Raw genomic sequence first — 20,188 nt, 5'->3', positions numbered from 1 at the left:
CCCCCACCGTGACGCTCCGCCCCTACTCTGTTGGGCAGCGCCGGTGGGGGCCGGTGCTGTTCAGGGGGCGAGACCCGGTCGGGTACGGCGCCGCAAGCGGGGTAACACTCAACGCACGGCGGCGGCCGCGCGGATGACGGACCCGCCTCCGGCGCCGTGCCCGCGTCGGTTCCGTTCCTCGACACTTGGGGGTGCCCGTGGCACGTATCCGTGTCCTCGTGGTGGACGACCACCGCGTCTTCGCCGAATCGCTGGCCGCCGCACTCGCGGCCGAGCCCGATGTCGACGTCGCGGCCGCGGGAAGCGGCCCGGCCGCCCTGCGCTGCCTGGAGCGCGGTGCCGCCGAGGGGCGCAGGTTCGACGTGCTGCTGGTCGACGCCGAGCTGGGCGCGGGGCCCGCGGGGGCCGTGGCCCGCGCGGTGCCGGACGACGCCGAGGGTGTCGTCGACGGGATCTCCCTGGTCGCGGGGGTCCGCCGGATCCAGCCCGCCGTCCGCACCGTGGTCCTCGCGGAGAAGGACGACGCGCACCGGGCCGCCCTCGCGCTCCAGGCCGGAGCCTCCGGCTGGGTGGCCAAGGACTGCTCGCTCCAGCGGCTGCTCGCGGTGGTCAGGGGGGTGCTGCGGGACGAGACGCATCTGCCGGCCGCGCTGCTCACCGGCGTCCTGCGGGAGCTGACGGCGGCCCGCAAGCACCGGACGGACAGCGAGCGGCTGGTGGAGTCGCTGACCCCGCGCGAGCGGGAGGTGCTGCGCTGCATGGTGGCGGGTCTGGGTCGCAAGGCCGTCGCGGAGCGGCTCTTCCTCTCCCCGCACACCGTCCGGACGCATATGCAGAACGTGCTGGGGAAGCTGGGTGTGCACTCGACCCTGGCGGCGGTGGCGCTGGCCCGGCGGGCGGGCGTGGGACCGGCCCGGCTGGACGAGGAGCCGCCGGCCGGACTATCCGGGGACGTTGTCGAACGGGGCGGTCAGCTGGCGTAGCAGCGCGGCCAGTTCGCCCCGCTGGCCGCGCGAGAGCTGGGCCAGGATGGCCCGCTCCTGGGCGAGGAGCCCGGCCAGTGCCTCGTCGGCGCGGTCGCGGCCCTCGGGGGTGAGCCGGACCAGGACGCCGCGGCGGTCGCTGGGGTCGGGGAGCCGCTCGACGAGACCCTTCTTGGTGAGCCGGTCGATGCGGTTGGTCATGGTGCCGGAGGTGACCAGGGTCTGGGTCAGGAGCTGGCCGGGGGAGAGCTGGTACGGGGCGCCGGCGCGGCGCAGGGAGGTGAGGACGTCGAACTCCCAGGGCTCCAGCTGGTGCTCGGAGAAGGCGAGCCGACGGGCGCGGTCGAGGTGCCGGGCGAGCCGCGAGACGCGGCTGAGCACCTCGAGCGGTTCCACGTCGAGGTCGGGGCGCTCTCGGCGCCATGCTGCGACCAGTCGGTCGACCTCGTCCTCCATGACGATCAGTGTAGAGGGTCTGTTGACATAAAGTCTCTTGTGTTCAAGTTTCTCGATATCAAGTATCTTGAAATCAAGATATATTTCCCTGGACTATGGGGAAGGGACCCGGCCGGAACTCCGTTCCGCTTCGGCATTTCGTTCCAGCAAGGGGGCTTCGAACATGCATTCCGTGGAATCCGCCGCACCATCCGCGCCCGCATGGGATCCGCAGCAGTACCTCCGGCACTCCGGGCACCGCACCCGGCCCTTCCTCGACCTGCTCACCCGAATACCGCACCTGCCCGCGCAGGACCGCCCCACCCGCATCGCCGACCTCGGCTGCGGCCCCGGCAACGTGACGGCCCTCCTCGCCGACCGGTGGGCCGACGCGCACATCACCGGCTTCGACCTCTCGCCCGACATGCTGGAACGGGCCGAGAAGGACTGGTCCGGCACCACCAGGGGCGGCGGCTGGATCGACTTCCGGCCCGCCGACGCCGCCCACTGGACCCCCACCGAGCCCTACGACCTGATCGTCTCCAACGCGGCCCTCCAGTGGGTCCCCAACCACCCCGAGTCCTTCGCCGGCTGGATCGACGGGCTCCACCCCGGCGGCACCTTCGCCTTCCAGGTCCCCGGCAACTTCACCTCGCCCAGCCACGCCCTGCTCGGCGAACTCTGCGACACCCCCGAGTGGCGCGGCCGCGTCGGCGACCAGGGCCGCCGCTTCGTCCACATCCTCGACGCCTCCGACTACCTCACCCGCCTCACCGACCTCGGCTGCGAGACGGATGTCTGGGAGACCACGTACTGCCAGCTGCTCCAGGGCGAGGACCCCGTCCTCGACTGGGTCAAGGGGACGGCCCTGCGGCCCGTCCTCACCACCCTGGGCGACGACCAGGAGGCGATCGACGCCTTCCTCGGCCAGTACCGCGCCCTCCTCCGCGAGGCCTACCCGGCCGGCCCGCACGGCACCGTCTTCCCCTTCCGCCGGATCTTCGCCGTCGCCCGAAAACCCGCCTGACACGCGCGGACGCCCCGCACCGGAACTCCGGTGCGGGGCGCCCTGGGCGTGCGCGGTACGACGCGTACAGACCGTCGACTAGTACAGACCGTTGTAGATCTGGTAGCCGCGACCGATCGAGACGCGCGGCTTGAACGGGACACCGGCCACGCCGGTACCGCTGTAGCGGAACAGCTCGCCGCCCGAGTTCACCGCGAGCAGGTCGGCCTTGCCGTCACCCGTGATGTCGCCCGGGGCGACGATCTTCGGGTACGCGTTCCAGCCGCCGCCGATCTTGACGCGCGGCTTGAACGGGTAACCGGCCTGCCCGGTGCCCTGGTACAGGTAGAGCGTGCCGTCCTTGGCGCGGGCCACCAGGTCGTTCAGCCCGTCACCGCTGAAGTCGCCCGAGCCGACGATCCGGTCGTACGCACCCCAGCCGGAACCGACCTTGACGCGGGCGTGGAGCGCCGTGCCGTCGTAGTTGCTCCGGTACAGCCAGAGCACGCCGGAGCGGTCCCGGGCCACGAAGTCGCCGGTGCCGTCGCCGTTCAGGTCACCGGGACCGGCGATCTGGTTGATGCCGCTCCAGCCGCCGCCGAAGTCGGTGTCGCCGCCGTAGAGGTGACCGTCCCAGATCTCCAGGGTGTCGGAGACCCGGTCGCGGCCCAGCGAGTTGACCTCGAAGAGGTTCGCGCCGGCCCAGCCGCCGTCGCTGCTGATCTGCTCGCGGGGCGCGAGCTTGCCGTTGCCCAGCGGGTTGTACCAGAACAGCGTGCCGGCCTTGGTGCGGGCCACCAGGCCCTCCTTGCCGTGTGCCGGCACGTTGCCCGCGCCGCCGAACTGGGCGACGCCGGCCCAGCCGCCGCCGCTGCTGGCCTGCTTGCGGGCGGTGAAGCGGCCGCCGCCGGTGCCGTAGTAGATCCACAGCGTGCCGTCCGAGCCGCGCGCGACGACGTCGGCGATGCCGTTGCCGTTGTCGTCGTCGATGCCGACGATCTGGTTGTACTCCTGCCAGCCGTAGCCGACCTGAGTGCGCGCCTTCACCGTCTGCGGGTTGCCGGTGCTGCCGTAGAAGTACAGGACGCCCGCGGGCGTACGGGCCAGGAAGTCGCCCCGGCCGTCGCCGTCGCTGTCGCCGAGACCGATCAGCTGGTCGTAGATGGTCCAGCCCTTGCCGACCAGCTTGCGGGCGTGGAACGGGGAGCCGTACACGCCGGTGGAGACGTAGACGTACAGCTCACCGGCGGGCGTGCGGGCCAGCACGTCCGCGCGGCCGTCGCCGCTGAGGTCGCCCGGCGAGAAGACCTTGTTGTAGATCTGCCAGCCGGCACCCGACCAGCGGTGGCTCGCGTAGGACGTGGTCGCGTCGCCGTAGAGCGCCAGGTTCCCGAACTTCGACAGCGTCAGGACCTCGGGACCGCTGCCGTTCCCGTCCTGGTCCCCGATCGGGACGATGTCCTTGACGAACTCGCCGGACACCGGGAACTCGGACGGCTCGGACGACGTCGACGACGTCCACAGCGAGCCGCCGCCGGTGCGGTAGACGAGGTCGGTACGGCCGTCGCCGTCGAAGTCCGCGCGCGACGGCAGGGTCGCCGTGGCGCCGGCGGTCCCGGCGGACCGGGCGCCGTCCTGCGGCAGGAACCGCCCCGACGGGACGGACGGAGCCGCGGCCGGCTTCTCGACGGCCGGACGCGGCGCCGGCGAGTCGGCGGACGCGGGGCCCGCCAGGAGCATGCCCGCGGAGAGGGCGAGAGCGGTGCAGCCGGCGACACGGCGGGCACGCTTGGAGTGCAGGAAGAACAAAAAGATCCCCCCCAGGGATCAGAGGTTCAACGGAACCAAACAGGGGGGCTCGAACAGGCGTCGAACGGCTTCAGCGCATGACAGAAGGCACGCGGAGACGACCTCGTCGGACGGTCGGAACACCCCCCCCGGATGTTGAACGCGAGTCTACTCGCGGTCTGACAGAGCACCAGGGGTTTACGGATCGAATCCGACCGTCCGGTGTGCTTTTCCGTCCGGACCGGCTCCACCGCGCCCCGCCGCCTCCCCGCCGCGTCAGTTCTTGCGGTGCCCTATCAACCGCGGCTTCGGCTCCAGACCGTCCAGACCGTGCCACGCCAGATTCACCAGATGCGCCGCGACCTCCGCCTTCTTCGGCTTGCGGACGTCCAGCCACCACTGACCCGTCAGCGCCACACTGCCCACCAGCGCCTGCGCGTACAGCGGCGCCAGCTTCGGGTCGAAGCCGCGGGCCTTGAACTCCAGGCCCAGGATGTCCTCCACCTGCGTGGCGATGTCACTGATCAGCGACGCGAACGTCCCCGTCGACTGGGCCACCGGAGAGTCCCGTACGAGAATCCGGAAACCGTCCGTGTAGTTCTCGATGTAGTCGAGCAGCGCGAACGCAGCCTGCTCCAGGAGCTCCCGCGGGTGCCCCGCGGTCAGCGCCCCCGTCACCCCGTCCAGGAGCTGACGCATCTCCCGGTCGACGACGACCGCGTACAGCCCCTCCTTGCCGCCGAAGTGCTCGTACACCACCGGCTTGGAGACCCCGGCCTTCGCCGCGATCTCCTCCACCGACGTGCCCTCGAAGCCCTTCGCGGCGAAGAGCGTCCGGCCGATGTCCAGCAGCTGCTCCCGGCGCTCCGCGCCCGTCATCCGCACCCGGCGGCCCCGCCGGGGCTTCTGCTCGCCGCTGCCGGTGCCACTGGTCCTGCCGTCGATCGCCACGTCTTCCATCATGCCGCGTCTGCGGACGCGCTCTGGCGCCGGGCTTCGATGCGGGCCTTCGCCGGCCAGCGCACGTCGCTCGCCCAGCCCGCCAGCTCGAACCAGCGGATCAGCCGCGCACTGGAGTCGACCTGGCCGCGCAGCACCCCGTGCCGCGCCGACGTCGGGTCCGCGTGGTGCAGGTTGTGCCAGGACTCGCCGCAGGACAGCACCGCGAGCCACCACACGTTGCCCGAACGGTCCCGGGACTTGAAGGGACGCTTGCCCACCGCGTGGCAGATCGAGTTGATCGACCAGGTCACGTGGTGCAGCAGCGCCACCCGCACCAGGGAGCCCCAGAAGAACGCGGTGAACGCGCCCCACCACGACATCGTCACCAGACCGCCCACCAGCGGCGGGATCGCCAGGGACAGCATCGTCCAGAAGATGAAGTCACGGGAGATCCGCCGGATCGCCGGGTCCTTGATCAGATCGGGCGCGTACTTGGCCTGCGGCGTGCGCTCCTCGTCGAACATCCAGCCGATGTGCGCCCACCACAGCCCCTTCATCAGGGCCGGCACCGTCTCGCCGAAGCGCCACGGCGAGTGCGGGTCGCCCTCGGCGTCGGAGAACTTGTGGTGCTTGCGGTGGTCCGCCACCCAGCGCACCAGCGGACCCTCCACCGCCAGTGAGCCCATGATCGCCAGGGCGATCCGCAGCGGCCGCTTGGCCTTGAAGGAGCCATGGGTGAAGTAGCGGTGGTAGCCGATCGTGATGCCGTGGCAGCCGATGTAGTACATCGCCACCAGCAGACCCAGATCGAGCCAGGACACGCCGCCCCAGCTCCAGGCCAGCGGCACGGCCGCGACCAGGGCGACGAAGGGCACCGTGATGAACAGCAGCAGCGTGATCTGCTCGATCGATCGCTTCTTGTCCCCGCCGAGCGTGGCGGAGGGCAGGTCATGTTCGGCTTCGAGCAACTCGGGGCTTGCGGTCATGGGTGTCCCCTGGGGATGAGGGATGAAGGAATGAAGGGATGCGGTAATGAGGAAGGAATGAGAGCGGAACGGTAGAAAAGGGGCGCATGGCTACGCTTCCGTAACCTACGGCGTCGTAAGTATGGCAGCGCCGGGGCGCGCGGCAAGGGGGCACAAGACGACCCTGGCCGCCGACCACAATGTGGACACCTATCCTGGGTGCGTCGGACAGCGCGGTCCGCAAGCCTCCAGAACCCCTCCAGACGTGCTCAAACACTGCAAGGAGCCGCACCTGTGAGCAGTGCCGACCAGACCCCCACCGCCAGCGCCGAGCTGCGCGCCGACATCCGCCGACTGGGCGATCTCCTCGGCGAGACCCTCGTCCGCCAGGAGGGCCACGAGCTCCTCGACCTCGTCGAGCGGGTCCGCAGCCTCACCCGCGAGGACGGCGAGGCCGCCGCCGAGCTGCTCCGCGGCGTCGAACTGGAGACAGCCGCCAAGCTCGTACGCGCCTTCTCCACCTACTTCCACCTCGCGAACGTCACCGAGCAGGTCCACCGCGGCCGCGAGATGCGCGAGAAGCGCGCCGCCGAGGGCGGTCTCCTCGCCCGCACCGCCGACATGCTCAAGGACGGCGACCCCGAGCACGTCCGCGAGACGGTCAAGAACCTCAACGTCCGGCCCGTCTTCACCGCGCACCCCACCGAGGCCGCCCGCCGCTCCGTCCTCAACAAGCTGCGCCGGATCGCCGCCCTCCTGGAGACCCCGGTCATCGAGGCCGACCGGCGCCGCCTCGACCTGCGGCTCGCCGAGAACATCGACCTCATCTGGCAGACCGACGAGCTCCGGGTCGTCCGACCCGAGCCCGCCGACGAGGCCCGCAACGCCATCTACTACCTCGACGAACTGCACGCCGGCGCCGTCGGCGACGTCCTGGAGGACCTCGCCGCCGAGCTGGAGCGCGTCGGCGTCGAACTGCCCTCCGGCACCCGCCCGCTCACCTTCGGCACCTGGATCGGCGGCGACCGCGACGGCAACCCCAACGTCACCCCCCAGGTGACCCGGGACGTCCTGATCCTCCAGCACGAGCACGGCATCACCGACGCCCTCGAACTGGTCGACTACCTGCGCGGACTCCTCTCCAACTCCATCCGCTACGCCGGAGCCACCCAGGAACTCCTGGACTCCCTCCAGCGCGACCTGGAGCTCCTCCCGGAGATCAGCCCCCGCTACAAGCGCCTCAACGCCGAGGAGCCCTACCGGCTCAAGGCCACCTGCGTCCGGCAGAAGCTCGTCAACACCCGTGAGCGCCTTGCCTCCGGCACCCCCCACCAGGACGGCCGCGACTACCTCGGCACCGCCGAGCTCGTCCACGACCTCACCCTGATCCAGACCTCCCTCCGCGAGCACCGCGGCGGCCTCTTCGCCGACGGCCGGATGGACCGCACCATCCGCACCCTCTCGGCCTTCGGCCTCCAGCTCGCCACCATGGACGTCCGCGAGCACGCCGACGCCCACCACCACGCCCTCGGTCAGCTCTTCGACCGCCTCGGCGAGGAGTCCTGGCGGTACGCCGACATGCCGCGCGACTACCGGCAGAAGCTGCTCGCCAAGGAGCTGCGCTCGCGCCGCCCGCTCGCGCCCACCCCGGCCCCGCTGGACGCCGCCGGCGAGAAGACCCTCGGTGTCTTCCACACCATCAAGGAGGCCTTCGAGCGCTTCGGCCCGGAGGTCATCGAGTCCTACATCATCTCGATGTGCCAGGGCGCCGACGACGTCTTCGCCGCCGCCGTCCTCGCCCGCGAGGCCGGACTGATCGACCTGCACGGCGGCTGGGCCAAGATCGGCATCGTGCCGCTCCTGGAGACCACCGACGAGCTCAAGGCCGCCGACGTCATCCTCGACGGCATGCTCGCCGACCCCTCCTACCGGCGCCTCGTCTCGCTCCGCGGCGACGTCCAGGAGGTCATGCTCGGCTACTCGGACTCCTCCAAGTTCGGCGGCATCACCACCTCCCAGTGGGAGATCCACCGCGCCCAGCGACGGCTGCGCGACGTCGCCCACCGCTACGGCGTGCGGCTCCGCCTCTTCCACGGCCGCGGCGGCACCGTCGGCCGCGGCGGCGGCCCCTCGCACGACGCGATCCTCGCCCAGCCCTGGGGCACCCTCGAGGGCGAGATCAAGGTCACCGAGCAGGGCGAGGTCATCTCCGACAAGTACCTCATCCCGTCCCTGGCGCGGGAGAACCTGGAGCTGACGGTCGCCGCCACGCTCCAGGCCTCCGCCCTGCACACCGCGCCGCGTCAGTCCGACGAGGCCCTGGCCCGCTGGGACGCGGCCATGGACACCGTCTCGGACGCCGCCCACACCGCGTACCGCAAGCTGGTCGAGGACCCCGGCCTGCCGGCGTACTTCCTCGCCTCCACCCCCGTCGACCAGCTCGCCGACCTGCACCTGGGCTCACGGCCCTCCCGCCGCCCCGGCTCAGGCGTCTCCCTCGACGGACTCCGCGCCATCCCCTGGGTGTTCGGCTGGACGCAGTCCCGCCAGATCGTCCCCGGCTGGTTCGGCGTCGGCTCCGGCCTCAAGGCCCTGCGCGAGGCCGGTCTCGACCCGGTCCTCGGCGAGATGTACGAGCGCTGGCACTTCTTCCGCAACTTCCTCGCCAACGTGGAGATGACGCTCGCGAAGACCGACCTGCGGATCGCCCGCCACTACGTCGACACCCTGGTCCCCGACGACCTCAAGCACGTCTTCGACGCCATCGAGGCCGAGCACGCGCTGACCGTCGCCGAGGTCCTCAAGATCACCGGCGGGGAGCGGCTCCTGGACTCCAACCCGGTCCTCCAGCAGACCTTCGCCATCCGCGACGCCTACCTGGACCCGATCTCCTACCTCCAGGTCGCCCTCCTGGCCCGCCAGCGCGGTGCCGCCGAGCGCGGCGAGGACCCGGACCCGCTGCTCGCGCGGGCCCTGCTCCTCACCGTGAACGGCGTGGCCGCGGGCCTCCGCAACACCGGCTGACGCCCGGCCGCGGACATGAAGGTGCCCCCGTGGAGATCCCTCCACGGGGGCACCGTCACGATGGGGTACGTCGGTACCGCCGGCCCTTAGTGCTGCTGGGCCCTGCGACGGCGGGTCACCAGGAACGCACCGGCACCCGCGAGGGCCACGGCGACGGCGGCGAGCACGCCGACCGGGGCGCTGGAGCCCGTCTCGGCGAGGTCACCACCGGTGCCGCCGGTGCCGCCCGTGCCACCCGTGGCGGGGGTGGTCGCGGACGGCGACCCGGTGCCACCGGGGGTCTCGGAGGCGCTCGGGGTCCCGGTCGGGGAGACGGACTCGCTCGGCGTGCCCGAGGGGGTCCCGGACGGGGTGCCGGACGTCTCGGACGGGGTCTCGGACGGCGTGCCCGAGGGGGTCTCGGACGGCGTCCCGGACGGGGTGCCCGAGGGGGTGCCGGTCGGGGTGGGGACGGTCACCGGGCAGGTGTGGGACAGGTTGAACCAGCCCTGCTTGACCTCGCCCGAGACCTCCGCCGTGGCGGCGACCAGCTTGGCACCCGGCTCGGAGCTCGCGTAGGCGTGCTTGTCGCTCGGCGGGCCGAAGGTCGTGATGGTCTGGACGCCACCCGGCTGGAACTCGACCGTCAGCTTGGTGAAGACGGCGGAGTCGCCCTTGCCGCTGCCCGGAAGCACGAAGTGCCAGCCGTCCTTGCCGGCCGGAACGGTCGGGCAGTCGCCCTTGTCGCCGAACTCCGCGGCGGTCAGGGGAAGATCCTCGATCTGGTGCAGCGGGAGCGGCTTGGGGCCCTCCGACGCGGAGGCCACCGGGGCCAGGACGAGGGAGCCTGCCATGGCCGCGACAAACGCGGCGGCGGGTATGAGAGAACGTCGCATGTGCTGTCGTCCATCTATGGGATGAGGGATGCCGTGGGGGGTGGCAGGGGGGCAGCCTATCCACCGCTGTGAGCCGGCATCAGGTCGGAGCCCCATGACGATCACGCCGGGAACTGCTGGAATCCGGCCGCGATCCCCGGCCCCGACCAGCCTCAGAGCGCGAAGAACGCCGCCACCAGCAGCGCCCCGCCCGCACCCGCCACCGACCACGCCGTCCTCGACAGCCGCAGACCCCCGCCTATCAGCGGCGCCGCGAGCAGCAGCGCCCCGCCCAGCGGCAGCCACGCGTGCAGACCGCCGCCCCAGCCCGTCCGCACGCCCTCGTCGGTCCCCGGCTTCACCACCACCGGGATCGTCGCTCCCGGCTCCGCCGCGACCGAACGCGCGATCGTCAGCGACCGGCGCGGCGAGGACGGGTCCTCCGGGGTGTAGCGGCCGCTGCACCTCTCCTCGGTGCAGCCGGTCACCGTCAGCGTGCCGTGCTCCCGCCCCTTGGCGAGCAGCACGTGCTGGGCCGAGTTCCAGGAGGCCCAGGCGCCCGCGACGACGAGAAGGAGGACGACCAGGGCCATGGCGGCGTTACGGACGTGGGTCATGACCCGGGATCGTACAGTCGTACCGCGAGAGCCCCGCAGGCCTCAGGAGTTGTACGCCGACTGGGCCCGCTCCAGACCCTCCGCCACCAGGCACTCCACCGAATCCGCCGCCCGGTCCACGAACCAGTCCAGGTCCTTGCGCTCCGTCGAGGAGAAGTCCTTCAGGACGAAGTCCGCCACCTGCATCCGGCCCGGCGGACGCCCGATCCCGCACCGCACCCGGTGGTACTCCGCGCCCATCGCCTTCGTCATCGACTTCAGACCGTTGTGCCCGTTGTCGCCGCCGCCGATCTTCAGCCGCAGCACCGAGTAGTCGATGTCCAGCTCGTCATGGATCGCCACGATGTGCGCCGTCGGCACCTTGTAGAAGTCGCGCAGCGCCGTCACCGGACCGCCCGACAGGTTCATGTACGACATCGGCTTCGCGAGGATCACCCGGCGGCTCGCCGGCCCCGGCGGACCCATCCGGCCCTCCACGACCTGCGCCTGCGCCTTCCCCGCCCGCTTGAACGAGCCGCGCATCCGCTCGGCGAGCAGGTCCACCACCATGAACCCGATGTTGTGCCGGTTGGCCGCGTACTCGGGGCCGGGGTTGCCGAGGCCGACGATCAGCCAGGGCGCGTTCGCGTCATCGGTCATGTGCGTCGGATCTCCTCGTCCATGCATCCGGATACGGGAAACGGGGTGACGGGCCGTGCGGCCCGTCACCCCGTCACGTCAGGCAGAGCCTACGGCTCAGGCCTCGGCGCCCTCGGTGGCCTCGGCCTCGGCGGCCGGCTCCTCGGCCTGCGCGGCCAGGACCTGGAGGACGACGGCGTCGGCGTCGGTCACCAGGGTCGAGCCCTTCGGCAGGGTGATGTCACCGGCGAGGACGGAGGCACCGGCCTCCAGGCCCTCCACGGAGACCGTGACGGCCTCGGGGAGGTGGGTGGCCTCGGCCTCGATGGAGAGGGTGCCGAGCACGTGCTCGAGCAGGTTGCCACCGGCGGCGAGCTCGCCCTCGGCCTGGACGGGGATCTCGACGGTGACCTTCTCGCCGCGCTTGACGAGGAGCAGGTCGACGTGGATGAGGAAGCCCTTGATGGCGTCACGCTGGACGGCCTTCGGGATCGCCAGCTCGTTCTTGCCGTCGATGTCCAGGGAGAGCAGGACGTTCGGCGTACGCAGGGCCAGGCCCAGCTCGTGGGCCGGGAGGGTCACGTGCGCCGGCTCGGAACCGTGGCCGTAGACGACCGCGGGGACCTGGGAGTCGCGGCGGATCGCACGGGCGGCGCCCTTGCCGAACTCGGTGCGGACGGCAGCGGCGATCTTGACCTCGGACATGGTGCACTCCTCGTAGAAAGGTGACGACGAAAATGTGGTCACCCGGCCACGACTGGCGATGGCCTGCTACGAAGAGCGCGTCGATAACGGACCGCCGTGACCCTGTACATCCGTACGGGTACGGCCTCCCTCGCCGAGCAACTACGGCAGTCTACCGGCCCACCGCCCTACCACCCAATTCGATCACCGAAACACGGCGGAGGGCCGCTCCCCCGAACGGGGAACGGCCCTCGTGCCTACCGAGCGGCTACGGCTCAGTGCTCCTCGAAGAGGCTCGTCACCGAACCGTCCTCGAACACCTCGCGCACCGCACGCGCGATCGTCGGCGCGATCGACAGCACCGTGATCTTGTCCAGCTCGAGCGCGCCCGGAACCGGCAGCGTGTCCGTGAACACGAACTCGCTCACCTTGGAGTTCTTCAGGCGGTCCGCCGCCGGACCCGACAGGATGCCGTGCGTGGCCGTCACGATGACGTCCTCCGCGCCGTGCGCGAACAGGGCGTCCGCGGCGGCGCAGATCGTGCCACCGGTGTCGACCATGTCGTCCACCAGGACGCAGACGCGGCCCTTCACGTCACCGACGACCTCGTGCACGGTGACCTGGTTGGCGACGTCCTTGTCGCGGCGCTTGTGCACGATCGCCAGCGGCGCGTCCAGACGGTCGCACCAGCGGTCGGCGACCCGCACGCGGCCCGCGTCCGGGGAGACGATCGTCAGCTTGGAGCGGTCGACCTTGGCACCCACGTAGTCCGCGAGCACCGGCAGCGCCGACAGGTGGTCCACCGGGCCGTCGAAGAAGCCCTGGATCTGGTCCGTGTGCAGGTCCACGGTCAGGATGCGGTCCGCGCCCGACGTCTTCAGCAGGTCCGCCACCAGACGCGCCGAGATCGGCTCGCGGCCGCGGTGCTTCTTGTCCTGACGGGCGTAGCCGTAAGACGGGATGATCACGGTGATGCTGCGGGCCGAGGCCCGCTTCAGCGCATCGATCATGATCAGCTGTTCCATGATCCACTTGTTGATCGGAGCCGTGTGGCTCTGGATCAGGAAGCAGTCCGCGCCACGGGCCGACTCCTGGAAGCGGACGTAGATCTCACCGTTGGCGAAGTCGAACGCCTTGGTCGGAACGAGGCCGACGCCCAGCTGGTGCGCGACCTCCTCGGCCAGCTCGGGGTGGGCGCGGCCGGAGAAGAGCATCAGCTTCTTCTCGCCGGTCGTCTTGATCCCGGTCACAGCACTGTCTCCTCAGACGTGTTGTCTGGCCGCGTTCCACGAGCTGTCGTGCGCGTGTGCGAGCCAGCCGAATTTGTGTGCACGTATCACGGTACGCCGAGTTCGACGTACCCGTTTCCGGTCAGCTTTCGCCGGCGGACTCCCCGGCGGCGGCCTGCGCGGCCTGCGCGGCGGCGCTGCCGGGACGCTTGCGGGCCACCCAACCCTCGATATTCCGCTGCTGGCCCCGGGCGACGGCGAGCGAACCGGCCGGGACGTCCTTGGTGATCACGGACCCGGCGGCGGTGTAGGCACCGTCCCCGATCGTGACAGGAGCCACAAACATGTTGTCCGAACCGGTCCGGCAGTGGGAGCCGATCGTGGTGTGGTGCTTCGCCTCGCCGTCGTAGTTCACGAAGACGCTCGCCGCGCCGATGTTCGTGTACTCGCCGATCGTCGCGTCACCCACGTACGACAGATGGGGGACCTTGGTGCCCTCGCCTACCGTCGCGTTCTTCATCTCGACGTACGCGCCGGCCTTGGACCGCGCGCCCAGGTTCGTGCCCGGACGGAGGTACGCGAACGGCCCCACGGAGGCGCTGTCGCCGATCACGGAGGAGTCGGCGACCGTGTTGTCCACCCGGGCGCCCTTGCCGACGCGGGTGTCCTTGAGGCGCGTGTTCGGCCCGACCTCGGCGTCCTCGCCGATGTGCGTCGCACCGAGCAGCTGCGTCCCCGGCAGGATCACGGCGTCCGGCTCGAAGGTCACCGTCACGTCCACGAACACCGACGCCGGGTCGACCACGGTCACGCCGGCGAGCATCGCCCGCTCGATCAGCCGCCGGTTCAGCAGGGCGCGGGCCTCGGCGAGCTGCACACGGTTGTTGATGCCGAGGATCTCGCGGTGGTCGGCCGCGACGGAGGCGCCGACCCGGTGTCCCGCCTCGCGCAGGATCGACAGCACGTCGGTGAGGTACTCCTCGCCCTGGCTGTTGTCCGTGCGCACCTTGCCCAGGGCGTCCGCGAGCAGCTGGCCGTCGAAGGCGAACACACCGGAGTTGATCTCACGGATGGCGCGCTGGGCGTCGGTGGCGTCCTTGTGCTCGACGATCTCGGTCACGGCACCGGAGCCGTCCCGCACGATCCGCCCGTAGCCCGTGGAGTCCGGCACCTCGGCGCTCAGCACGGTGACGGCGTTGCCGTCGGCCGCGTGGGTGTCGGCCAGGGCCCGCAGGGTCTCGCCGGAGAGCAGCGGGGTGTCGCCGCAGACGACCACGACGGTCCCCTCGGGCGCCCGCCCGAGCTCGTCGAGGGCCATCCGCACCGCGTGTCCGGTGCCGTTCTGCTCCTCCTGGACGGCGGTACGGGTCCCGGCGTAGTGCTCCTCCAGGTGCCCCCGGACCTGCTCACGGGCGTGGCCGACGACCACGACGAGGTGCTCGGGCTCCAACTCCCGGGCAGCGGCCACGACATGCCCGACGAGCGACCGCCCGGCGATCTCGTGCAGGACCTTGGGGGTCTTCGACTTCATGCGGGTGCCCTCACCCGCTGCGAGGACGACGACGGCTGCCGGGCGGTTGGCGCTCACGGGAATGCCCTTCGGCTTTGGGTGGTGGACGCACGAAGGATACCGGGGGGCAGGGGGGCGGACATGAGTGCGGGTCCTGACCATGTCGGTCAGGACCCGTGTGAAGAAGCTCCCCCGCCAGGACTCGAACCCGGACATAAGGCACCAAAAGCCTCAGTGCTGCCAATTACACCACAGGGGATGGCGTACAGGGTTGAAACGGACATTGCGTCGGCCTCGTGCCCCGGCGGCCTCCACTATGCCGTACCAGGCACCTTCCGTGCGACGGTATAGCCCGGCACCGCCCCGGGGCTCGCCCGTAGGGTGGTGGGTATGACCGCGACGGGGGCAGATCGGGGCGCCGGGGGCGTCGGGACATGGTGGTGGTGGGGAAGACGGCGGAGTGTCGTTCTCGACGTGGGGCTCGCCCTCGTGTCCGCCCTGGAGTGCGGGCTCGAAGGGATCGGGTTCGCCGAGAAGGCCTCGCTGCCCGTGCCGCTGGGGGTGCTGTTCGGGCTGCTCGTCGGGTCCGTGCTGCTCGTCCGGCGCCGGTGGCCCATCGCGGTCGTCCTCGTGTCGATCGCCGTGGCGCCCGCCGAGATGGGCTTCCTCATGGGGATCGTCGGGCTCTACTCGCTCGCCGCTTCCGACGTGCCCCGGCGGATCACCGCCCTGCTCGCCGGGATGTCGACGGTCGCCGTGTTCGTCGTGACCGTGGTGCGGCTGCGGCAGGACGTCGCGCAGGCCGACGTCGATCAGCAGGACTTCGACCCGAGTGGCTGGTACGTGCCGGTCGTCGGGCTCTTCATGACCCTCGGGCTCAACGCGCCCCCGCTGCTCTTCGGCCTCTACATAGGGGCGCGCCGCCGGCTCATGGAGAGTCTGCGGGAGCGCGCGGACAGTCTTGAGCAGGAGCTGTCGCTGCTCGCGGACCGGGCGGAGCAGCGGGCGCAGTGGGCGCGGCAGGAGGAGCGCACGCGGATCGCGCGCGAGATGCACGACGTGGTGGCGCACCGGGTGTCGCTGATGGTGGTGCACGCGGCGGCGTTGCAGGCGGTGGCGTTGAAGGATCCGCAGAAGGCGGTGCGGAACGCCGCTCTCGTGGGTGACATGGGGCGGCAGGCGCTGACCGAGCTGCGGGAGATGCTGGGTGTGCTGAGGGAGGGGGCCGCTCCGGTGGGTCCCGCCGTGGTGCCGTTGGCCGCCGTGGGGCGGGCCGCTGCCGCCGCCGCCGAGGCCGCCGCCGAGGACGGGCCCTGTCTGGACGCCCTGGAGGCCCTGTGCGAGCAGTCGCGGCTCGCGGGGGCGGTCGTGGAGTTCGTGGTGATGGGGGAGGCGCGGGCGTATCCGCCGGAGGTGGAGCGGACGGCGTACCGGGTGGTGCAGGAGGCGTTGACGAACGTCCACAAGCACGCGGCGGGTGCCGAGGTCGTGGTGCGGCTGGCGCACCGGGAGGCCGAGGTCGCGATGCAGGTGGAGAACGGTCCGTGTCCCGCGGACGCGGGGGTCGCCGAGGTGTGTCTGCCGAGCGGCGGGAACGGGCTCGTGGGGATGCGGGAGCGGGTGCTGCGGCTCGGGGGTGTGTTCGTGTCGGGGGCGACCGACGCCGGTGGGTTCAAGGTGTCGGCGGTGCTGCCCACGTCCGCCGGGTGAGGACGGCGGTGCTGCCCACGTCCGCCGGGTGAGGACGGCCGCGTCGGGGGCGGCCGGGTGGGTGACGGCGGAGGGGGCGACGGGGGTCGGCCCGTCGCGCGGCCCCCGGTCACCGGAGGATGACGCTCACCCCGCCGTGAGGCGCGGCGGCTGCGCGCCCGTGACCAGGGTCGAGAGCGCCGCGTCGATGTCCTTGCCGAGGTACCAGTCGCCCGCGTGGTCGAGGCTGTAGACACGTCCCTCGACGTCCATGGCGAGGATCGCCTGGTGGTCGCCCTCCTCGCCGAGCGGCGCGAGTTCGGTCTCCAGGGCGCGTCCGAGGTCCGCGAGGGTGCGGGAGAGATGGAGTCCGGCGAGCGGGTCGAAGCGTACGGCGGCGGGCGCTATCTGCCGTCCGTGACCGGGCGCGGTGATCCGCAGGCCGCCGAATTCGGCCCAGGCCTCGACGGCTGCGGGGAAGACGCTGTGCCGGTGTCCGGCCGGGGAGATGTGGGCGCGCAGGGTGTCGGCCCATTCTTCGGCGAGCTTGATGTCCCAGCGGCCGGGCTGCCAGCCGGCCTCGCGGAGGGCGGCGTCGACGTTGACCGGGAAGCGGGTGGTGCTGAGGTGGTCGGGCATGGGGGTGCGGTCAGCCGTTCTCGACAGGCGTGGTGGGGTCGACGGCCCGGACACCGAAGTGGGCGAGCATCGCCGTACAGGAACGGCAGGGTGCGGAGTAGCTGCCGTGCAGGGGGTCGCCGTCCTCGCGGATGCGCCGGGCGGTGAGCTTGGCGTATTTGAGGGAGCGGCGGGCCTCGCCGTGGGTGAGTGGTTTGCGCTGGGCGCGCTTGGAACGTCCGTTCTCGGTGGCGGTGAGGTGCCGGGAGAGCAGGATCGCCTCGGGGCAGCGGCCGGTGAAGCGTTCGCGCTGGCCGCTGGTGAGGGTGTCCAGGAAGTCCTGGACGAGGGCGTGCAGGATCGGCGGGCGGTCGCCGCGGCCCGCGGTGCACGTGAGGGTCGTCTCGCCGCGTACGGAGAGGGCGGCCCCGACGGTGGGAAGGATCCCGTCGCGGCGCTGAAGCAGTAACGGCGCGCGCGTGGCTTCGGCGCTGCTGCTCCAGTTGAGGCGTGGGTCACCCTGTGTGGGCGTAGGTGCTGCGTGCATGGTGCGTTTCTTCCCCTCCTGCAATCCCCCGAGTTGCGTGGACAGCCTGCCAAATAGGGAGCCATATGGGGAAGCTGGGGCGCGTAAACGTGGCTTCGGTGTGTCGGAATCATGGTGCGGCTGTCATGGCGTCGTGACACTTGGTCACCGTCGGATCGGGCCGGTTCGGGCTCTTGTGGCAGCGCATAGGCTGTGCGGCATCAGTCAGGAGCAGCCAGCGGCTGCGGGTAGTAGCAGACAGCGACGCCAGTGCAGGGGGCAACCGCCATGACGACAGGTCGGCTCGGCCAGGACACCGCGCCACCGAACGCGGCCTATGCCGGGCAGGTCGTGCACTTCCCGGACCCGGTCCGTGCTTCCCGTCACCCGAGAGGGGTGCGGGTGGACGAGTTCGGGCATCCGGACTTCTCGCCGTACGCGCGTGCGGCGGCGGAGATCGCCGACCCGCCGGAGGGGTTCGGCGTCGACGAGCTGAGGCTCACGGACTACGTGTCGGCGAACGCGGCGATGGCGGCGACCGGTCATGAGCTGTGGGACACGATTCCGTCGGTGGCGACTCCGCACGGCTGGACCTGGCACCACGTGGCGCGCAGCCGCCGGATGGAGCTGGTGCCGGTCGAGGTGAAGGCCCTGCTGCGCCATCACGGCGGGGTGGCGACGGCTGCCGTGGACCACACGAAGCGGGGTACGCGCCCGTTGCAGGAGACCCGGCCGGTGCACTTCGGGCTGCCGAAGGGCCTGGTGTCGGTGTCGGAGCAGCAGCTGCTGGGGGTCGAGGAGGATCTCGGCTACCGGCTTCCGGGGGCGTACCGCTCGTTCCTGAAGGCGGCGGGCGGTTGCGCTCCGGTGGGCGCGGCGCTCGACGCGGAGCTGGGGCTCCTGGTGGACCAGCCGTTCTTCACGGTGCGGGAGGAGGCGGGTGTCAATGACCTCGTCTATGTCAACAAGTGTCTCCGTGACCATCTGACCAAGGACTATCTGGGCGTCGCGTTCGTCCAGGGCGGTCTGATCGCGCTGAAGGTGCGGGGTGAGGGGGTCGGTTCGGTGTGGTTCTGCGCGTACGACGACGCCCGGGACTCCGGCGAGGTGGCGGCGGGCTGGTCGGTGGGTGAGCGGGTGGAGCGTCTGCTGCTGCCCTGTGGTGCGGACTTCGACGCGTTTCTGCAGCGTCTGGCGGGCAATCCGCCGGAGCTGGAGACGGTGGCGAACCTGATGGTGGACGGTGGCTTCGCGCGTGCGGTGGCCGTGGTCCCGGTGGGGGAGTGAGTGGGCTGTGGTGACGTTCGCGCAGGCGCAGGAGCGCGCCGAGGAGTGGATCAACGGTGAGCTTCCGTCGTATCAGCACCGTGAGGTGCGGGTGCGGGAGTTCGAGCTGGGGTTCGTGGTGTGGGCGGAGGACCGCGAGGGCGGTCCGACGTCGGACGGCGGGCGTCAGCGGCTCGTGATCGCCCGGGACAGCGGTGAGGCGACGCTGTGGCCGGGGCTGCCGGTGGGTGAGGTGATCCGCCGGTACGAGGAGGAGTACGGGGCCGCGGAGGACGTTCCGGCGCAGGCGGCCGTTCCGGCGGCCCGGATCGATCTGAATCAGACGTCGTTCCTGCTGAGCCCGCCGGAGTGGTTGCAGGACGCGGCGGACCGGATCGGGCTGCCGAAGCAGCCGAACGTGTCGCAGGAGAGCGTGGGTTCGTCGGGTCCTGCGGACGATGTGTCGGATCCGGTGGCGGTGGCGGAGGCGGGGTCCTCGGCTTCGGCCGCCTCGTCGGCGTCGTCGGCCTCCTCGGCTTCTTCCTCCCTTTCCTCTCTGCCCGTGTCCTCCGCCTCGTCGGAGGGTGCGGGGGTCGGTGTGGCGCCGGGTGGTGCCGCGTACGAGCCGACGGCGATGGACGGGGTCCCGGCGGAGACGCCCTCGGCTCCCGTGCCTCCCGCGACTCCGGCGGCCGCCGGCCCGGTCGCGTCGCCGGCGCCCGCGCCGGTGACCCCGTCCGCGGCGACGCCGCCGCCCGCGCCCAGCCCGTGGGCCGACGCCAACGCGAGTTCCGGGGGTGCGGACGGGGCGGTGCCGCTGCCCGCGACCGTGTTCGCGCCGGCGTTGTCGGGGACGGACGACGAGGACACCCCGCCGCCGCAGGTGGGGGCCGACGCGCCGACCGCCCTGATGAAGGGCGGCAGCGCGCTGCCGCCGCCCGCCGTGGCGCCCCGGCTCGACCCGGCAGCTCCGCCGCCGGGTGGCGCCCAGGCGCCTCCGTTCGCCCCGCCGGCCGCCGTGCCGCCGCAGGCCGCCCCGGCCGCCCCGGTCGGTCCCGCCGGCCCCGGGGTGCCCACCTTGCCGCCGCCCGCGCCCTCGGCGTCGGGTGGGCCCGGGGACATCGCGGACGCCGCGACCAGCAAGGCCGCGCTGCCGCCGAAGGGCGGGCGTGGTCCGGCGACTCCGCCTCCGCCGCCGGGAGCCCCGGGAGTTCCGGGTGCGCCGAGCGCGCCCGGTGTCCCGGGTGGTTCCTCGGGCGCGGGGGCGTACATCCCCACGCAACTGGTGTCGCAGCTCGGGCCCGAGGGCCCGCAGCCGCCTTCCCGGCCGGGTCCGCCCGGCCCGCCGCCCGCTCCGGCCCCGCCGGGCCCGCCGACGCCGCCGCAGCCGATGCACCACGCCGCGACGATGCTGGCCCACCCGGGTCCGGCCGG

Annotated in this window: 17 protein-coding genes, 1 tRNA gene and 1 pseudogene; 6 read left to right on the top strand and 13 right to left on the bottom strand. The window is 71.7% G+C overall.

What is annotated here, in order from left to right; translation table 11 throughout:
- Nucleotides 1-197 precede the first annotated feature (197 nt).
- Nucleotides 198-983 (top strand): response regulator transcription factor, encoded by a 786-nt coding sequence (locus IE311_RS21870; protein ID WP_229902069.1) that lies wholly within the window; start codon nucleotides 198-200, stop codon nucleotides 981-983.
- Here the strand turns inward: IE311_RS21870 and IE311_RS21865 are convergent.
- Complete coding sequence (locus IE311_RS21865; protein ID WP_030315385.1) at nucleotides 942-1,439, bottom strand: MarR family winged helix-turn-helix transcriptional regulator; 498 nt, start codon at nucleotides 1,437-1,439, stop codon at nucleotides 942-944. The genes IE311_RS21870 and IE311_RS21865 overlap by 42 nt on opposite strands.
- Nucleotides 1,440-1,602: 163 nt before the next feature.
- Here IE311_RS21865 and IE311_RS21860 point away from each other — a divergent pair, with 163 nt between their 5' ends.
- Nucleotides 1,603-2,445, top strand: a complete 843-nt coding sequence (locus IE311_RS21860; protein WP_189833464.1) for a trans-aconitate 2-methyltransferase — start codon at nucleotides 1,603-1,605, stop codon at nucleotides 2,443-2,445.
- 78 nt (nucleotides 2,446-2,523) lie between these two features.
- On the opposite strand, the gene IE311_RS21855 is transcribed toward IE311_RS21860, so the two are convergent.
- The 3 genes from IE311_RS21855 to IE311_RS21845 all read right to left on the bottom strand — a co-directional run bounded on the left by IE311_RS21855 (nucleotide 2,524) and on the right by IE311_RS21845 (nucleotide 6,140).
- The gene (locus tag IE311_RS21855) at nucleotides 2,524-4,233 is read right to left on the bottom strand and encodes an FG-GAP repeat domain-containing protein (RefSeq protein WP_229902068.1); all 1,710 of its coding nucleotides are present in this window, start codon (nucleotides 4,231-4,233) and stop codon (nucleotides 2,524-2,526) included.
- A gap of 255 nt (nucleotides 4,234-4,488) precedes the next feature.
- Entirely contained in the window at nucleotides 4,489-5,172 is a 684-nt protein-coding gene (locus IE311_RS21850; protein ID WP_073916044.1) for a TetR/AcrR family transcriptional regulator, read from the bottom strand.
- Entirely contained in the window at nucleotides 5,172-6,140 is a 969-nt protein-coding gene (locus IE311_RS21845; protein WP_189833462.1) for an acyl-CoA desaturase, read from the bottom strand. The genes IE311_RS21850 and IE311_RS21845 overlap by 1 nt, the downstream gene beginning before the upstream one ends.
- A 273-nt stretch (nucleotides 6,141-6,413) precedes the next feature.
- Between IE311_RS21845 and ppc the strand changes: the two genes are divergently transcribed.
- Nucleotides 6,414-9,143: a phosphoenolpyruvate carboxylase gene (ppc, locus tag IE311_RS21840; protein ID WP_189833461.1), complete on the top strand. Its 2,730-nt coding sequence runs from the start codon at nucleotides 6,414-6,416 to the stop codon at nucleotides 9,141-9,143.
- Nucleotides 9,144-9,229: 86 nt separating this feature from the next.
- Here the strand turns inward: ppc and IE311_RS21835 are convergent, their stop codons facing one another.
- From IE311_RS21835 to IE311_RS21805, 7 genes are all read right to left on the bottom strand, one after another.
- Nucleotides 9,230-10,018, bottom strand: a complete 789-nt coding sequence (locus IE311_RS21835; protein ID WP_189833460.1) for an LPXTG cell wall anchor domain-containing protein — start codon at nucleotides 10,016-10,018, stop codon at nucleotides 9,230-9,232.
- Nucleotides 10,019-10,170: 152 nt separating this feature from the next.
- Nucleotides 10,171-10,614, bottom strand: a complete 444-nt coding sequence (locus IE311_RS21830; protein WP_189833459.1) for a hypothetical protein — start codon at nucleotides 10,612-10,614, stop codon at nucleotides 10,171-10,173.
- Nucleotides 10,615-10,656: 42 nt separating this feature from the next.
- Entirely contained in the window at nucleotides 10,657-11,253 is a 597-nt protein-coding gene (gene pth / locus IE311_RS21825) for an aminoacyl-tRNA hydrolase (RefSeq protein WP_189833458.1), read from the bottom strand.
- Between the two features lie 96 nt (nucleotides 11,254-11,349).
- The gene (locus tag IE311_RS21820) at nucleotides 11,350-11,937 is read right to left on the bottom strand and encodes a 50S ribosomal protein L25/general stress protein Ctc (protein WP_189833457.1); all 588 of its coding nucleotides are present in this window, start codon (nucleotides 11,935-11,937) and stop codon (nucleotides 11,350-11,352) included.
- A gap of 254 nt (nucleotides 11,938-12,191) precedes the next feature.
- Nucleotides 12,192-13,166, bottom strand: coding sequence for a ribose-phosphate diphosphokinase (locus IE311_RS21815; RefSeq protein WP_017241154.1), 975 nt, complete (start codon nucleotides 13,164-13,166; stop codon nucleotides 12,192-12,194).
- 121 nt (nucleotides 13,167-13,287) lie between these two features.
- A complete protein-coding gene (gene glmU, locus IE311_RS21810) occupies nucleotides 13,288-14,733 on the bottom strand; it encodes a bifunctional UDP-N-acetylglucosamine diphosphorylase/glucosamine-1-phosphate N-acetyltransferase GlmU (RefSeq protein WP_189833456.1) in 1,446 nt (481 codons plus the stop codon).
- 109 nt (nucleotides 14,734-14,842) lie between these two features.
- Nucleotides 14,843-14,914 (bottom strand) — tRNA-Gln (locus IE311_RS21805).
- Between the two features lie 131 nt (nucleotides 14,915-15,045).
- Between IE311_RS21805 and IE311_RS21800 the strand changes: the two genes are divergently transcribed.
- A complete protein-coding gene (locus IE311_RS21800; RefSeq protein WP_189833455.1) occupies nucleotides 15,046-16,365 on the top strand; it encodes a sensor histidine kinase in 1,320 nt (439 codons plus the stop codon).
- A 126-nt stretch (nucleotides 16,366-16,491) separates the two neighbouring features.
- On the opposite strand, the gene IE311_RS21795 is transcribed toward IE311_RS21800, so the two are convergent.
- On the bottom strand, nucleotides 16,492-16,983 hold the full coding sequence (locus IE311_RS21795) for an SUKH-3 domain-containing protein (protein ID WP_189833454.1): 492 nt from the start codon (nucleotides 16,981-16,983) through the stop codon (nucleotides 16,492-16,494).
- A gap of 10 nt (nucleotides 16,984-16,993) precedes the next feature.
- On the bottom strand, nucleotides 16,994-17,509 hold the full coding sequence (locus IE311_RS21790; RefSeq protein ID WP_189833453.1) for a YwqJ-related putative deaminase: 516 nt from the start codon (nucleotides 17,507-17,509) through the stop codon (nucleotides 16,994-16,996).
- Nucleotides 17,510-17,776: 267 nt separating this feature from the next.
- Here IE311_RS21790 and IE311_RS21785 point away from each other — a divergent pair, with 267 nt between their 5' ends.
- Both IE311_RS21785 and IE311_RS37430 read left to right on the top strand, forming a co-directional pair.
- Nucleotides 17,777-18,775, top strand: a complete 999-nt coding sequence (locus IE311_RS21785; protein WP_189833452.1) for an SMI1/KNR4 family protein — start codon at nucleotides 17,777-17,779, stop codon at nucleotides 18,773-18,775.
- A gap of 7 nt (nucleotides 18,776-18,782) precedes the next feature.
- Nucleotides 18,783-20,188, top strand: a pseudogene (locus tag IE311_RS37430) (SUKH-4 family immunity protein); the annotation flags it as partial.

Origin of the sequence: Streptomyces zaomyceticus (genome assembly GCF_014656215.1) — a bacterium.
GTDB classification, from domain to species: domain Bacteria; phylum Actinomycetota; class Actinomycetes; order Streptomycetales; family Streptomycetaceae; genus Streptomyces; species Streptomyces zaomyceticus.
Note: the sequence above shows the minus strand (reverse complement) of the source record. Positions and strands in the feature narration are given on the sequence as shown.